The organism is Nitrosomonas marina (assembly GCF_900111605.1).
In the GTDB taxonomy this organism is placed as follows: domain Bacteria; phylum Pseudomonadota; class Gammaproteobacteria; order Burkholderiales; family Nitrosomonadaceae; genus Nitrosomonas; species Nitrosomonas marina_A.
Genome location: NZ_FOIA01000022.1, coordinates 44,612 through 60,434 on the forward strand (window position 1 = coordinate 44,612; position 15,823 = coordinate 60,434).

General features: G+C 49.2%; 13 protein-coding genes. 4 read left to right on the plus strand and 9 right to left on the minus strand.

The window, feature by feature from the left end; genetic code table 11:
* Positions 1–28 precede the first annotated feature (28 nt).
* A complete protein-coding gene (gene lspA, locus BMY62_RS10675; protein ID WP_090659529.1) occupies positions 29–547 on the plus strand; it encodes a signal peptidase II in 519 nt (172 codons plus the stop codon).
* 14 nt (positions 548–561) lie between these two features.
* Here lspA and BMY62_RS10680 read toward each other — a convergent pair whose 3' ends face one another.
* Both BMY62_RS10680 and BMY62_RS10685 read right to left on the minus strand, forming a co-directional pair.
* Positions 562–795 carry a hypothetical protein gene (locus tag BMY62_RS10680; RefSeq protein WP_256207562.1) on the minus strand — a complete coding sequence of 78 codons (234 nt, stop codon included), beginning with the start codon at positions 793–795 and terminating at the stop codon, positions 562–564.
* A gap of 74 nt (positions 796–869) precedes the next feature.
* On the minus strand, positions 870–1,265 hold the full coding sequence (locus BMY62_RS10685; protein WP_143058792.1) for a surface-adhesin E family protein: 396 nt from the start codon (positions 1,263–1,265) through the stop codon (positions 870–872).
* 289 nt (positions 1,266–1,554) lie between these two features.
* Here BMY62_RS10685 and BMY62_RS10690 point away from each other — a divergent pair, with 289 nt between their 5' ends.
* Together BMY62_RS10690 and BMY62_RS10695 are read left to right on the plus strand one after the other, a co-directional pair.
* Entirely contained in the window at positions 1,555–1,992 is a 438-nt protein-coding gene (locus BMY62_RS10690; protein ID WP_218142970.1) for a secondary thiamine-phosphate synthase enzyme YjbQ, read from the plus strand.
* Positions 1,993–2,029: 37 nt separating this feature from the next.
* Positions 2,030–2,731 carry a transaldolase family protein gene (locus tag BMY62_RS10695; protein WP_090659494.1) on the plus strand — a complete coding sequence of 234 codons (702 nt, stop codon included), beginning with the start codon at positions 2,030–2,032 and terminating at the stop codon, positions 2,729–2,731.
* A gap of 269 nt (positions 2,732–3,000) precedes the next feature.
* Here BMY62_RS10695 and BMY62_RS10700 read toward each other — a convergent pair whose 3' ends face one another.
* The 7 genes from BMY62_RS10700 to BMY62_RS10730 form a co-directional block, all read right to left on the minus strand.
* Complete coding sequence (locus BMY62_RS10700; protein ID WP_143058793.1) at positions 3,001–3,906, minus strand: DUF1194 domain-containing protein; 906 nt, start codon at positions 3,904–3,906, stop codon at positions 3,001–3,003.
* A gap of 320 nt (positions 3,907–4,226) precedes the next feature.
* Complete coding sequence (locus BMY62_RS10705) at positions 4,227–7,868, minus strand: hydantoinase B/oxoprolinase family protein (protein WP_090659499.1); 3,642 nt, start codon at positions 7,866–7,868, stop codon at positions 4,227–4,229.
* 85 nt (positions 7,869–7,953) lie between these two features.
* Complete coding sequence (locus BMY62_RS10710) at positions 7,954–9,855, minus strand: M48 family metallopeptidase (RefSeq protein WP_090659502.1); 1,902 nt, start codon at positions 9,853–9,855, stop codon at positions 7,954–7,956.
* Positions 9,856–9,864: 9 nt separating this feature from the next.
* The gene (locus BMY62_RS10715) at positions 9,865–10,461 is read right to left on the minus strand and encodes a LemA family protein (protein WP_090659505.1); all 597 of its coding nucleotides are present in this window, start codon (positions 10,459–10,461) and stop codon (positions 9,865–9,867) included.
* Between the two features lie 186 nt (positions 10,462–10,647).
* Positions 10,648–11,031, minus strand: a complete 384-nt coding sequence (locus tag BMY62_RS10720; protein ID WP_090659508.1) for a PIN domain-containing protein — start codon at positions 11,029–11,031, stop codon at positions 10,648–10,650.
* Positions 11,031–11,225: a type II toxin-antitoxin system VapB family antitoxin gene (locus BMY62_RS10725; protein WP_090659512.1), complete on the minus strand. Its 195-nt coding sequence runs from the start codon at positions 11,223–11,225 to the stop codon at positions 11,031–11,033. The genes BMY62_RS10720 and BMY62_RS10725 overlap by 1 nt, the downstream gene beginning before the upstream one ends.
* Before the next feature lie 193 nt (positions 11,226–11,418).
* Positions 11,419–12,927, minus strand: coding sequence for a bifunctional metallophosphatase/5'-nucleotidase (locus BMY62_RS10730; RefSeq protein WP_256207563.1), 1,509 nt, complete (start codon positions 12,925–12,927; stop codon positions 11,419–11,421).
* A 346-nt stretch (positions 12,928–13,273) separates the two neighbouring features.
* Here BMY62_RS10730 and BMY62_RS10735 point away from each other — a divergent pair, with 346 nt between their 5' ends.
* Positions 13,274–15,667, plus strand: a complete 2,394-nt coding sequence (locus BMY62_RS10735; protein ID WP_090659515.1) for a penicillin acylase family protein — start codon at positions 13,274–13,276, stop codon at positions 15,665–15,667.
* Positions 15,668–15,823: the final 156 nt, after the last annotated feature.

The window sequence follows — 15,823 nt, forward strand, 5'->3', positions numbered from 1 at the left end:
GAACGCACATACGCACAAGTCTGCTGACATGAAACTATACTACTCACTGAGCATCGCGCTGATTGTTTTAACGCTGGATCTGGCAACCAAATACTGGGTACAAACGTCAATGGTCTATGGCCAGCAAATTCCTGTGACAGATTTTTTCAATCTGGTACTGACCTACAACACCGGCGCAGCCTTCAGCATCCTAAGCGAAGCCTCCGGATGGCAGCGCTGGTTTTTAAGCGCGATCGCCGCGGGCGCTTCTATTATTATTATCTATATGTTGAACAAATATAAAACCGAGCAACTGTTTTGTTTATCGCTTAGCCTGATACTTGGCGGCGCTATCGGTAATTTATGGGATCGTATTACACTTGGATATGTCGTCGATTTTCTTGATTTCTACATCGGCGAGTATCATTGGCCGGCATTCAACATTGCGGATTCGGCGATTTTTGTAGGTGCAGCCCTGCTCATCATAGACAGCTTTTATAATAAAAAAAGCACGTCAGAAGAAATAAACGGCAAATCCGATGGAAAAGAAAAAACTGAAAAACTCTGACAAAGTGTCAGCAGTTATTCCTTGTTCTTTTCAGATCGCTTGCCCTCTTTGGTAATGGGGCTCTGCACCGTGTAGCCCTTTTCCTTCATTTTATAACCGCCATAGGCTCCGGCACCCGCTGCCACAGCCATCCAGCAACCCGATAATAGCGGCACTAAAATAACCAGCATCATTGCGTTTAGATTGCGCTTTCGTGTCAAAATCAACCTCATCATGTGATACAAAAACAGACCGGTATGTCTAGCCACAGCCACCTTGTTTTACAATGGCACTGTTCAATAAAGAGCGAGAGCATTTCCAGTAGCGCTGCACCAAATCCCGCTCATCGATTACAAACCGCAGTAGAGATACGTTTAAAAAAGGAAGTCTCGGAATAATCGAACCACTCCTTCAGTTCATCATGGTGAGCACCAATAGTGCTGCCTTTGGCCATAACACCCGGATAAAGCAGCATTGTGTAGGAGCGTGCCCGGTCAATTTCACAGTCGAACTCGTAAAATGTCTTCAGTGACTGATAGCCTCCTTTTTGCTTTTCATCATAGCTGGACAGAATCCACACTTTTTTGTAATGGTCGCCACTCTGCCGGACTGTGGTCGGATCAAAAAAATGCCTCGCCTGTCTGTCTGGGTCTTTATGGACAAGTACCCATTTCGCAAACACGGGTGCGCAAAAAATTAATAAACCAACCAGCAATGCAGTAAAAAAAATTTTTCTCATTATTGCGTTAGTATTTTTATACTTGAAAGCAAGACTGCCTATTCTAGGATAAAAAGCCGTATCAGTGAACATACTGACTGGCAAATTCCTGTCAACGGACCGACAGTTCATCCGGATACTTCGAATAACGAAAAAAATAGATGCTGAGAATCAAAATGATTGCAGCAGTCCGTATTCGTTTACAATAATGACTTTTCGAAAACAAACCAACAAAGATTCAAGGACTGCTTGTTCATTAACAATGTCAAATTGCGTAACTTTTTAGAACTACAGGTACAGAGCAACAAACGTGAGAATTTTTCCTGCATTTATCGAGCTTCAGACCGAACAAGGGATCTCCCTGCACGATCTGATGCCGGAACTGAGACAATCGGTCACGCAATCCGGTATTCAGAACGGGTTTGTTACCGTCACTTCGCAGCACACTACCACGGCCATTGCCATTAATGAGAATGAAACTCGTCTGGCCGAAGATATTAAAAGTTTTCTGACGCGTCTCATTCCGCCTGGTGACCGTTATCTGCATAACGATATTGCGCTGCGCGACTGTCCGCCAGACGAACCTGAAAATGCACATTCGCACCTGGCCGCCATGTTGTTGGGCAGCTCTGAAGTGATTACCCTTGTAAATGGCGAACTGGTGCTGGGGCAATATCAATCGGTAATGCTGTACGAGCTCGACGGCCCGCGAACACGAAAGGTCAGCGTCCAGATTTACGGCGAATAGCCGCTCCCAGACAAGGTGACTGTTCAATTTTTGGGTTATGTTTGAGTTATATCTCGACACTGTGGACATTGATCAGATCATTCGTTTTAGTGCCTGCCTGCCACTACGCGGCATTACTACCAACCCATCGATTCTGGCAAATGCAAATACAGGTTTGCATGATTTGTTGCCTAAAGTGAAAGAAGTCCTTGGAGAAAAAGCGCGAATTCACGTACAGATTGTCAGTGAAAGCGCTGATGCCATGCTTAATGAAGCAGTAAACCTGCACAAACTGCCCTACGATATTGTCGTTAAAGTCCCCGCCACTGAGACGGGCATTGCCGCGATTAGAATGATGAAAGCGCGACGGATTCCCGTACTGGCAACCGCCATCTACAGCGTACAGCAGGGGTTTCTGGCCGCACTTTGCGGTGCCGATTATTTGGCACCTTACGTCAGCCGTATTGATGCCATCGTTACAAACGGTGTTGACAGCATAGACGGCATCGGAGGTGCAGTTGTTGTGGCCGATCTGCAGGCACTGATCGACCGGCATCAACTGCCAGGCAGGCTACTGCCCGCCAGCTTTAAAAATATGAGGCAAGTACTGGGCGTACTGAATGCCGGTGTACCCGCGATCACCATCCCGCCCGCCATCGCCGCCGAAATGGTCTCGCATCCCGCTACACAAACTGCCGTAGATCGTTTCAATCAGGACTGGCAGACCGTTTTTGGCCAGACAATGCCTTTTGAAAGTTGATTGGGAAGTATGCGCTATCAGTTATTTCGCATGTCTTCCAAGCAATAGAAATGGTCTGCACGCCAATAATGTATCACTTAATACACATTTATCACATACTGTGAAATTTAATAAACTGACACTCTTAATTCTTGACCGATTTATTAATTTCCAGATACCAGACCAATTATCATTTCAATTTCTCAAAGGAAAATACTAACCCATAGAATACACCCCCCATAAATGGGGGGATTCAGTTTTTTAGGTATTTCCTTATAAATCTCAATCTGTTACTTTTGTCGAACCAAACGAAATACTACAAAGCCGAGTGCCATTAAAAGTAAAGATCCTGGTGTGGGAACACCGGTAGGTGGGTTTTGGATTTCACGAATGATTTTGTCATCAATCGCATCAATGAAGTCTTGATTGGTTTCTGCAAAAACCTGGAAAGCGCCAGCGCCCGTAATCACACTTAAACTACCGTATTCAAATGCATCAACGAGATCATTTTGATCGAGACCAAAGAAATTTCTATCATTCATCCAAATTGCGTTAATTGCGGAACCGCCTGCTGCCAGAAACGCTGCCCCAGCGTCTCTTGTAGCTTGACAATCTGGACTGGTATACGTACACCCTTCCCCACTTTGCACACCTTCAGATGTGATATCTATAATACCGCGCCCTTCATAATTATTTGTAGTTATGGCTATTGTTGCTTCTCTTATCATGTTTGCCTGACCATCACCACCACCGCCAAGTCTACCGGCAGCAGCAACTGCATCCGCAAACGCATTCGCTTGTGCTGCATTACTAATTTGCATCCAATCTACCGCCACACCAACATTTGTGCCAAAGTCCCATAGCGTTACTGCAATACTTCCAATAGTGCCATTTTCTATTGCGTTAATTACCGTGGGGCTCCGAAATGCAGCCTCTATACCATCTCGACGAAGTGCAAAATCCACTGCATCAACACTACCTGAGGTATCGGTCGCTAAAATCAGTTCTACGTCAACAGGAACAGCATGTACCGAATAAACACTCAATACCAGTAACGCTCCCATTATCCATTTAGTGATTCTGTTTTTCATTTTTATCTCCCCTTCTGTTATTAAAGTTTCATTGAATACTCTAGCAAGAATCATGCCATTTAAATAATTATTATTTAATATCAATAATATATAAATAAATGACAAAAAAATCTGTTATTATCCTGGCAGAAATGTAAAAAATATCGACAATGACTTTCTTGTTGATGACTTCTTGAAAAGTTTTTTCAGTCTTTCCAAAAAAATAATCAGCAACTGGAAAATTAACTATCGTTAAAAATTATAACTTCGGCGAGTGTAATATTTTGGCAGTATTTGTTTACAGTTATTCCCTCAATGAATCATCAACTCCAAATCTCACTCCAGAACTACACTGCATCGTACAATTCTAGATATTCTATTTATCCAAATTTCTTAAAATTTAATAACGAACCCGGCAAGCTGTTAATCAAAAATTAATAGTTGACCTAGCTAATTGTTTTTTCATATCCCCCGCCGCCCGGCGTCTCAATCACCACTATATCCCCTGCTTCAAGCTGCATACTGGCAGCAGAGGCAAGCTCTTCGATCACACCATTACTCCGTTCCAACCAATTACGCCCCAGTCTGCCCGGCTCCCCACCATACAGCCCGAATGGCGCGATACGCCGGTGATTGGACAGAATGGCAGCATGCATGGGTTTGTTGAAACGGACACTCCGAATGACACCGTCACCGCCTTTGTGCTTTCCATGGCCACCTGAATTTTTGCGTATCAAGAAACTTTCCACTGTGACGGGATAACGCGACTCAAGTATTTCGGGATCGGTCAGGCGCGAGTTGGTCATGTGTGTATGCACGGCGCTCTGGCCGTCGAAACCAGGTCCAGCACCGGCGCCGCCGCAAATAGTCTCGTAATACTGGTATTGATCGTTTCCGAAGGTGAAATTGTTCATCGTACCCTGCGCGGCAGCCATAACGCCAAGCGCGCCGTACAGGGCATCGGTCACACACTGACTGGTTTCCACGTTTCCGGCGACCACGGCCGCGGGATATTGTGGATTGAGCATGCACCCTTTCGGCGCGATGATCTCGATCGGCTTCAGGCAGCCTGCATTGAGCGGTATTTCATCATTCACCAGCGTACGAAATACATATAAAACAGCCGCGCGACACACCGGCAATGGCGCGTTGAAGTTGTTGGGCCGTTGCACGGAAGTGCCGGTAAAATCGACCACGGCCTTGCGCGCACGCTTGTTGATACGAATAGCTACACAAATGACAGAACCGTCATCCATTTCATAAACAAATTCGCCATCGGCAAGCATATCCAGCACGCGGCGCACGACTTCTTCGGCGTTGTCCTGCACATGCTGCATGTACGCATCAACGACTTCAAGACCAAAATGGTCAACCATGTGCTTGAGTTCATGCACACCCTTCTCGTTGGCCGCGATCTGCGCACCGAGGTCTGCAATATTCTGTTCTGGGTTACGTGCCGGATACTGTCCGCCGGTAAGCAGCCGGCGGATCTCGTCCCGTAACAGTACGTGATTGCGCACGATCTGAATGTTGTCAAACAAAATACCTTCTTCTTCAACCGTTTTACTGTCGGAGGGCATGGAACCCGGCGTGATGCCACCCAAATCGGCGTGGTGGCCACGCGATGCAACGTAAAAAATTACCTGGTTACGCTGCATATCAAATACCGGTGTCACGACTGTGACATCCGGCAAATGCGTGCCACCGTTGTACGGCGCGTTGATCGCGAATACATCACCATGTTGCATGGCAGGGTGACCGGCAATCACCGCCTTGACACTTTCTCCCATACTGCCCAAATGCACCGGCATATGGGGCGCATTGGCGACCAGATTGCCGAAGCGATCGAATACAGCACACGAGAAATCAAGCCGTTCCTTGATATTGACCGACGATGCCGTATTCGCCAGCGCCGCACCCATCTGCTCGGCGATCGACATGAACAGGTTGTTGAAAATTTCCAGCATTACTGGGTCAGCTTTGGCGCCAATGCTTTCGCGCAGCGGGCGGGGTTCATGCCGTGTAAGCACCAGTTCGCCATGAATCTGGCACCGCGCCTGCCAGCCCGGTTCAATGACGATAGTTGCATTGGCATCGCTGATGATCGCCGGGCCTTGAATACGGTCGCCGACTTGTAACTGACCACTGGCATATACCGGTGTAGCGTATTGCAAATCGTTGCTGATCATGGAAACGGTTTCGATCGGTTGCGGTTTTGCACGCGAACCGGTTTCTTCATTAGCACGATTGGAATGACCTTCAGCAGCGTCACCGGTCTTGCCGATTGCTTCTGCAGACACCGCTGCTATCACCAGACTGCGCTGGGGCTGTGTAAAGCCGAACTGGCGCTGGTGCAGTTCGGTAAAATCCGTTTGCAGTTGAGCAAGCGGCGCGCACTTGACTGTCAACACCGTATCGGTGCCCTGATAACGCAAGCCGATACTTTTGATCAGTGAAATGCTAACGGTCGCGATACCCTGACTGGCAACTTCGTGCTGCACTGACTGTGCAAGTTTGTCCAGTGATCGGCTGGCCATTTTCAATGTCTGCGCATCAAGCGGTGCCTCCACCGTTTCGGTATGAATGGCGATGATATCGGCGAGTCCCATACCATAAGCCGACATTACACCTGCCAGCGGGTGCATCAGAATGGACTTTATTCCCAGCACATCGGCGACCTGGCAGACATGCTGTCCCGCCGCCCCACCAAAGCCGTTGAGCGCATAGCCGGTGATGTCACGGCCTTTTTCCACCGATATTTTCTTGATTGCGTTAGCCATGTTTTCCACGGCAATCTTCAGAAAACCTTCCGCCACCTGCTCGGGCGTGTAGTCCCTGTCGCTCGCAGCCGTTACTTCACAAGCCAGTTGAGCGAATTTTTTCCTGACAATATCCGCATCCAGCGAGGCATCAGCATTCGGCCCAAAAATATGCGGAAAAAAATCCGGCTGGATTTTGCCAAGCATGACGTTGCAGTCGGTCACCGTCAGCGGCCCGGCACGGCGGTAACATGCAGGCCCCGGATTGGCGCCAGCGCTGTCAGGCCCAACGCGAAAGCGACTGCCGTCAAAATGCAAAACTGAACCACCTCCCGCCGCCACGGTATGAATCGCCATCATCGGCGCACGGATACGTACACCGGCCACCTCTCCGTCATAAATACGTTCAAAACTGCCATCATAATGGCTCACATCGGTCGACGTGCCGCCCATGTCAAATCCGATGATCTTGCTAAAACCTGCCTTTGCCGCCGTGCGCGCCATACCGACCACCCCTCCCGCCGGACCGGACAAAATACTGTCTCTGCCCTGAAACTTGCCTGCCCGGGTCAATCCCCCGTTTGACTGCATGAACAACAATTGCGTATCACCCAGCGCGGTCTCAATCCGGTCGATATAACGGCGCAAAATCGGCGACAAATACGCATCCATTACTGTCGTATCACCGCGCGACACCAACCTGATCAACGGGCTGACCTGATGGCTGACGGAAATCTGCGTGAAACCGATATCTTTGGCAATGCGCGCAGCCGCCAATTCATGCGCATGAAAACGATAACCATGCATAAACACAATGGCCACCGCACGGATACCCTGGCGAAAGGCGTGGAGTAATTCAGCAGCCAGCGCTGTTTCGTCGAGCGTCTTGATGACTTGACCGTCTGAACCGATCCGCTCATGCGCTTCGATAACCGTTTCATAGAGCATTTCCGGCAGCTGAATATTCAGATCGAATAATCGCGGACGGTTTTGATAGCCGATGCGCAAGGCATCGGCAAAGCCACCGGTAATAACCAGCGCCACACGCTCACCTTTGCGCTCGAGCAGCGCATTGGTTGCAATCGTAGTGCCCATTTTGACATGGTCGATCAAATGCGCCGGAACAGTTTGATCCGATGTAACACCCAGAATCCTGCAGATACCTGCAAGCGCCGCGTCAGAATACTGTTCCGGGTTCTCGGACAAGAGTTTGCAGGTTTTCAGTTCGCCCTTAACCGACCGCGCCACAATGTCGGTAAATGTGCCGCCACGGTCAATCCAGAATTGCCATTGTTTATCATGGGTGACGCTGAATTGCGGATCAAACATAAATCAGGGTTATTACAAAGAAGAATTCAATGACTGTACTGACAAATGATACATTACAGATCCGCCCCGCGGGTTTTTAACGCAATCAACCCACCAATGGCGGCATGGGGCAATCAATCAAATCGGCAACCGCTCGAAACAATTCGGCTTCTGCTGCCGACACCTGCCCATCTGCGGCAATCGCCTTAACACATGCCTTGAGCAACAACGGTTTTGTCAGCGGCGCCAGTTGCGCCAATTGATCCAGTGCTTCATCAACCTTATCCAGCTTTAAATCTTTAGCCGGCAATAATGAAACATTTAATCCAGCCAGATTTTCCCTGGCCACTGCAAAAGCATGTTCCTTGCTCACCCCTTGCGGTTTGCCGGCATGCACCAATAAAGACAAAACCAGGGCACACGCCTGTTGTGTCTGCGCCAGTTTAAACTGTCCCGACAGTTGTCTCTTTTCCTCAAATGCAATATCCAGATGGTGCACTACAATCTTCTGCAGTGTCCATTCAAACAAATGAATTCGGGCATCCATCGCCACCAGTGTATAGAGATTCTTTTTGAACACCAGATATTGCGGTTTTGACAATTGACGCAACGTCGATAGTGCAATATCCAGCACCGGCAATCGATGCGCCAGTTCCAGTTTGGCAAATTTTTCTGTCAGCTTGAGGGTTTCGGCATATACACCGTCGTCCGCCGCTGTGGCCAAATGCTGCAACTGCTGTTGGCGCATGGCCGGTGCATTGTCCAATACCATAAAATAAATCAAAGCCCGTGCGGCAAACGGATCATGCGCGGCCTGTTTGATTTCAGCTGGCAGTTCACTTAACAACTGATGCGCGTAATTGATTTGTGCATCGTTTAGCCGGCCGATTCTGTCCACAAAGGCGCCGCCGGCCATCACCGTTGCGGCACCGGTCATTAATCCGGCTGCTTTGTGGCGCGCCGCTTGCGCGGGCGATCTCTCTACCTCCTGCAATATTGCGATTGGTTGAACATCAAACTTCCCGTTCCAATCGGGATCAATCTGAAGAATGCGTTTTTCCAATGGAGGATGGGTAGCGAACAGCCTGGTAAATGTGTGCCTGATACCGTCTCCAAAAAGCGCGTGGCTGATTTCCGCACCATTCGGATTTTGTAACGTGGAACCCAGGGTGTCGCTGCCAATCCGTTTGAGCGCGCCGGCTATGCCGTTTGGATTGCGGGTAAACTGCACGGCAGATGCATCCGCCAGATATTCACGCTGACGGTTTACGGAAGCCTTGATCAAATTGCCAAAAAAAGTGCCGCCGTAGCCTATCACAACCAATCCCAGAGCCAGCGCCACAACACCTCCGCCATTCCTGCTGCTTCTGGAGCGGCCGCCTGTACGCAGCAAATAGTAACCAATCAGGCCGAGAACCATGATGCCGTGCAAAATACCGATCAGCTGGATGTTTAATTTCATATCGCCATTTAAGATATGGCTGAACTCATGCGCGATCACGCCCTGCAATTCATCCCGGCTTAATTTCTCAATCGTCCCGCGCGTAACACCGATCACGGCATTGCTGGGCGAATTACCGGCCGCAAAAGCATTGATACCATCTTCATGCAACAGATAAACAGGCGGCACCGGCGTGCCGGAAGCGATCGCCATCTCTTCCACCACATTCAGTACACGTTGTTTAGACATGTTACCGCTAGCGTCGACAATCAGTTCTCCGCCCATCAGCTCGGCAACCTTTTCGCCACTGCCGTTTAGGCTGTATATTTTGTACAAACTGCCAAACGCCACAATCGCCAGCACACCCAGGCCGACCTTCAAAAATATATTCCAGTCAAACTGCCGCTGAAAAGTTTCCAACGTCAGCTGCTGCGTATTAACATAGCCGAACGCAAACATCACCAGCAGATTGGTCAGGATAATCAACGTAAAAACGGCCAGCAAAAACAGCACAACCAGTATGACCGTGCTATGCCGTGCCCTGTCCTGCAATTCAAAAAAATTCATACCCCGGCACTAAAATGAAACTTTTGGTGCGGCCTGGATCTGGGCGCTGTCTTCAAATTCCAACAAAGACGCATCGTCGCGATGGCCAAACAGATTAGCAAAAACCACCGGCGGGAATGACTGTTTGTAGTTATTATAGTCCATCACCTGATCATTATAGGCCTGACGGGCAAAAGCCACTTTATTTTCTGTGCTGACCAGCTCTTCGCTCAATTGCATCATATTCTGATTGGCCTTAAGATCGGGATAGGCTTCCAGCACAACATTGAATTTGCCCATCGCGCTGGCGAGTTGACCTTCAGCACCAATCAACTCGCGTATCGCATTGGCATTGGTCGGATCCGAAGCTGCCGCAGCCAGATTATTGGCAGCCGCATTACGCGCAGCAATCACATTTTCCAGCGTTTCCCGTTCATGCTTCAAATAGCCTTTGGCGGTTTCAACCAGATTGGGAATCAAGTCATATCGGCGCTTCAACTGCACTTCAATCTGGGCAAACGCATTCTTGTAGCGGTTACGCTTGGTCACCAGATTATTGAAAATCGCAATGACATAAAAAACAAACATCGCCAGCACAACCAGCACCACAATCGTCGTTATTTCCATCGATCTCTCCTGTTTGAAGATCAAGCATTATCAGGTAAAACAATGCTTAACATGATGAAGGCAGCCCCACGTAATGTAAAGCACGAATAGGCCGGAAAAATCAACGTTTCACCGGAATTCGGATGCTGTGGAATCAAGGTGCAAGATTGGTGGATGACGCAGACTTATTCACACTACAGCGCTGACTTATTTCTGATAAAGACCGATTTTCATCACCCGGCCTAACAAAATGAAATGTTTATCCAATGAATAAACCAGACAATCATTGCCCATCGCATTTTGGGCGATGATCAAATCAGGAATCCCCACGCCATTTGTGCCAGCCTGCAGACACTTCACCTGAATTTCAATGATTTCTTTCCATTCGATAGCCAAAGGAATCTGTTTAATTTCATGGAGTAATTGAATAACAGCAGTTTGCTTCTTGATCCTCAAATAAGGAACGAGTTCAGCCAGGATAATGTCATTGATCACAAGCAGATTTTCATCAATCAAATTATCCAACGCTGCGGAATGCGCCCCACTGCGAAAATAGTCTATCCATATCGACGTATCAACCAGAACCCGCATTAACCGCGATTCCGTAAGGTATCGAGATCAATATCCAGATCAATTATTCCTTTATACCGCTTGAGATTTGCAATTTTTGATTTTCGAATCAATTCTTCCAGCGCCAATACAATAACACCCGTTTTAGTGCGCGTATGGGTTAACTTCATCGCTTCGTTCAATAAATCCTCTGGCAAATCAATCGTTGTACGCATATTTCACCTCGCAAATGATGCATAACATATTAGCCAAAAATGCATATAGTTTCAATGCTGGATGCGCTGAACGGTTGATGGATGGCTGGTCTTCATTTCAACCCCGCAATTTTGCAAATCGAAAACATGGATTCATTTATAGGGCGGACAAGTGAATTGCCATCCACCAAAACGATATATTACAAAACAGTCATCACTTTGAATCCGCCAGCACATCGATCAGTAACTGCCGCATGTCATACGCCAGCCCTTCACCAGGTTGAATGATGGTGAAATCGGGGTTGTCCGGCTTCAAGAAATCCAGCCCTCGTTCCCGGCCGGATGCCAGAAAGTCGTTAATCGCCAGCCGGTAGGTTTTTGCCGCGTCTACCGGTTTGCCGTTGACCAGCCAGATACCGTTCTGTTGTTGTACGTTGGCGTATTGCAAAAACCCGCCCGTGTTTTTGTTTGCCAGCCCCTGATCAAGTGTCTTGATCAACAGGCTGCCCTTGATCGCCGCCAATTGCACTTGGCCGCCAAACGGCAGGATACGAATGACGTCGTATACGGTGATTTTTCCCGGCGGCAAATTATCATCGATGCGGATGGCGCCACTGTTATACAGCGACAGTTCGGCGTCGGGATATGCCCCCAGCATACCGACGGCTACCAACTGCGTCAGGTTGGTTTGCGAACTGCGCACGCTGGATTCCAGGCCATCGAGTGATTCTGTGGTATTGGCAATCACTTTTTCCGGTTCAAAACCCTGCTGGCGAAAGGCATCAAACGCAATACCCACCCACTGGTCGACGACTGCTTTTACCGTAGAGTCTTCGTCGAACCGCTCATCGATCGGCACAAATGCCGGTTTGACCTCAGTCTGCCGGGTTACTGGATCGAAATACAGATCGACGACGTACACCGAGCGCACATTGGCATCACCTTTCAATATAGGTGCGAAACGGCTGCCGCGCCAGCGCTGGTAGTTAATATGCTCGTGCCCGCCAAGGACCAGGCCGACCTGCGGGTTTTGCTGCACCAGCGCAACATCGTCAGCTATTGACTGATGCGTCAGCGCGATGATGAAATCGGTCTGCCCGGACAGTTGCGCAACCTGCTGGCCCGCCACCTTTGACGGATCGTCGTAGCGCACGTAATCAGCTTGATTCACCGACAACGTCAGCCCGAACAAACCGATCCTGAAAACTTCGCCGCTTTTTGGATCGTTTACAGGCACGACCAGGTTCTGCAAAACGCCGTCATGGGATCGGCCACCTATATCGAACACATTGCTCGACACCCAGGTAAACTTCGCTTCCCGCATGCGTTGCCGAAACTGGCTTTCTTTCAAATCGAATTCATGATTGCCAAATGTGGCGTAGTCCAGTCCGAAACGGTTTAACACATCGATCATTTGCCGTCCTGCCAGGCGGTCACCCTGATATTCGGCTGTGCCGATCGCGGACGGACTGAACAGGTCGCCGCCCAGTGTGGTGATGGTATTCGGATTTCGTACCAGCAGCTGTTGACGCAGCGTCGCCACGCGCGCAATGCCACCTTCCCTGCCGCCGCTGACCGGGGTGATTTCGTAAATATCGTTGAAATGCAGAATGGTGACATGGATTCTGTCATCTGCTGCGGTTGTGTGATCGGATACTGTGGTGCAGGCTGAAGTAACAACGAGAACGCACACCGACAAAACAACTGATGTCAGCTTCTTCACGACGGGCTCCTGTGATTTCTGTTAAACGGCACAAAAGTGTAGCATGCCGTTCAATAACAATGCCTGACATTATTGGAAACCGACTTTGTGATCGTTCAACAACAGTTTTTTCTCAAATATTGACAAATAGCTTGGTTCGCGAAACATATTTCGAACCGCTAAATGGGTATGTCCAAATTATTTTTGTCACTACTACTATTGATTAATTCTGACTTTCGTTGTATTCCTGCTGCTTTTTAAATCAGCCAGCCTTTTTCGCATATTTACGCATTCACGGTAACTTTTCGGCTGAATAGCATCTAATTCATACGTACGTGCGTATTCAAACAAATCAACACTACAGACAATGAAAAAAGCCTTACATTTTTTCCGTTGTGCCGCAGCAGCACTTGCAGGCTGCAGTCTGTTATTAATACTTTGTGTATGGCTGCTGATTTACGGCAGTCTGCCATTTTATGAAGGCAAGAAACACTTTTCCGAGCTTTCAGACGCGGTCATTATTGAACGTGACGCGCTTGGCAGTGTGACGATTACCGGACATAACAGGTACGACATTGCCGGGGCGCTTGGCTATGTCCATGCACAGGAACGCTTCTTTGAAATGGATCTGATGCGGCGTCAGGCCGCCGGTGAACTGGCGGATATTTTCGGTAAAGCTGCGTTACCGCTGGATCTGGAGATCCGGCAATACCGTATGCGCGCACGCGCCCGAAAATTTCTGGAACAACTGCCGCCGGATCAGCAGGCATTGCTTGAAGCTTATCGCATAGGTGTCAACAATGGGCTTAACGCCTTGACCGTGCGCCCTTATCCATACTTACTGACACGCACACAACCTGTACAGTGGACCGAAGAAGACAGCCTGCTGGTTATTTTCTCCATGTTTGTCATCCTGAACGATCCAAACAGCCGACGTGAACTTGCTTTGTCAACCATGCATGCGGAATTGCCTGATACCCTGTACCGGTTTCTAACCGCGAGCGGCGGTGCATGGGATACACCGTTAACGGGAAATTCCCTTGATTGGCCGCCTATACCTTCCGCTGACGATTTCGACCTCAGGACAATAAACACGCCAGTGCAGGCGAACATGATTGAATTCGATGAAGCGATACCCGGCAGCAATAATTTTGCCGTTGCCGGAAATCTGGCCGCCAAGACCGGCGGCGCGGCTCTGGTTGCCAACGACATGCATTTGACGCTGCGCGTGCCGAATCTATGGTTCCGAACGCGGTTGATCACGGTTGAAAATAACGCGCGCACGCCCCACAGTCATGCCGACGTGATCGGCATCACACTGCCAGGCGTACCCGCGGTCGTAATCGGCTCCAACCGCCATATTGCCTGGAGCTTCACCAACAGCTACGGCGATTTTATCGATTGGGTGCGCATTACATTCGATCCTGAAGACAAATCACGTTACGACAGCGCCACAGGCTGGCGATCCGTGGCGAGTTATCGAGAAATCATTCATGTCCGCAACGCGCCAGCAAAAGAAATCATGGTTCACGAAACCGAGTGGGGACCGATTGTCGCACGCGACCATGACGGCGTTCCACTGGCGATGGCCTGGACGGCGTTTCAACCGGGCGGCATTAATCTCGATCTGGTCAAGCTGGAAAGCGCACGTACGGTTGATGATGCCGCACAGATTGCCCGGCAAACCGGCATGCCGCCCCAGAATTTCATTGTCGGAGACAAGCACGGCAATATTCTCTGGACGATAGCCGGGCGTATACCAAAACGAATCGGAGACTTTGATCCCCGGTTGCCTGCCGATTGGTCGGATCCGGAGACCGGTTGGCAGGGATGGCTGAAGCCAGACGATTATCCGCTGATTCGCAATCCGGAATCAGGCCGTTTGTGGACAGCCAATACACGTACTGTTGATATCGAACAGCTGGCCATTCTTGGCGACGGGGGTTATGATCTTGGCGCGCGCTCCAGGCAAATACGAGACAGCATTTTTGCACGTGGTCATTTTTCTGCCGAAGACTTACTCTCGATTCAGCTCGATTATCGCGCACTACTCTACGTGCGCTGGCATGCACTGCTGATGGAAACGTTAAATCATAGCGAGAATACCGGGCTGCTTGCGCAGGTCGAAGATATTCTGAGAAACTGGAACGGACATGCATCCGTTGATTCAGTTGCCTACAGGATTATTCGCGATTTCCGCCAGGAAGCCATTAAAACCCTGTTGCGTGCCTTTACAGCGGAGATCAAGCAACGTCATCCAGCATTTCAACTGCCGCGCCTGAGTCAGATTGAACATGCCTTCTGGCAGCTTATTGAGAAACAACCTCCGCATCTGTTACCCCAAGCCCACGATAATTGGAATGAGTATCTGCTGTCATGCCTTCAGCGCGTTATTTCCCGTTTGCAACAGGGAGCGGACGATATCACCGCCCGCACATGGGGCGAAGAAAACATGGCGAAGATCAGGCACCCATTGAGTCCGCATTTGCCTGCTTGGATCGCAAAATGGCTCGACATGCCCAGCGATCCGTTACCCGGCGACATACACATGCCGCGGATACAAACGCCCAGTTTTGGCGCGTCGCAGCGGTCGGTCGTTGCACCGGGGAAAGAGGAAAGCGGGTATTTTGACATGCCTGGCGGCCAGAGCGGGCACCTTTTATCACCTTATTACGGTAGCGGACATACCAGTTGGGTAACGGATAAACCGACACCCTTCATGCCGGGCAAAGCAGAAAAAACACTCACTCTGACGCCCTGACGCTTCAGTTGTCTGAACCATTGAATCCGGATTTCCGGTTGATCCGTAAATGACAGCGTTTAGGGAATCTCTAAAAATATACTTAAAGCGAATCTTTCCAAGCCAGGGAACGATTAGCTGGATTTCCGACTATTTTTCTGTTCAAGAATTTGATTT

What these genes read in the sequence shown, in the direction of transcription:
- lspA (WP_090659529.1), top strand. Translation starts at nt 29, where the DNA reads ATGAAACTATACTACTCACTGAGCATCGCGCTGATTGTTTTAACGCTG.
- BMY62_RS10685 (WP_143058792.1), bottom strand. Translation starts at nt 1,265, where the DNA reads ATGAGAAAAATTTTTTTTACTGCATTGCTGGTTGGTTTATTAATTTTT.
- BMY62_RS10695 (WP_090659494.1), top strand. Translation starts at nt 2,030, where the DNA reads ATGTTTGAGTTATATCTCGACACTGTGGACATTGATCAGATCATTCGT.
- BMY62_RS10705 (WP_090659499.1), bottom strand. Translation starts at nt 7,868, where the DNA reads ATGTTTGATCCGCAATTCAGCGTCACCCATGATAAACAATGGCAATTC.
- BMY62_RS10710 (WP_090659502.1), bottom strand. Translation starts at nt 9,855, where the DNA reads ATGAATTTTTTTGAATTGCAGGACAGGGCACGGCATAGCACGGTCATA.
- BMY62_RS10715 (WP_090659505.1), bottom strand. Translation starts at nt 10,461, where the DNA reads ATGGAAATAACGACGATTGTGGTGCTGGTTGTGCTGGCGATGTTTGTT.
- BMY62_RS10720 (WP_090659508.1), bottom strand. Translation starts at nt 11,031, where the DNA reads ATGCGGGTTCTGGTTGATACGTCGATATGGATAGACTATTTTCGCAGT.
- BMY62_RS10725 (WP_090659512.1), bottom strand. Translation starts at nt 11,225, where the DNA reads ATGCGTACAACGATTGATTTGCCAGAGGATTTATTGAACGAAGCGATG.
- BMY62_RS10735 (WP_090659515.1), top strand. Translation starts at nt 13,274, where the DNA reads ATGAAAAAAGCCTTACATTTTTTCCGTTGTGCCGCAGCAGCACTTGCA.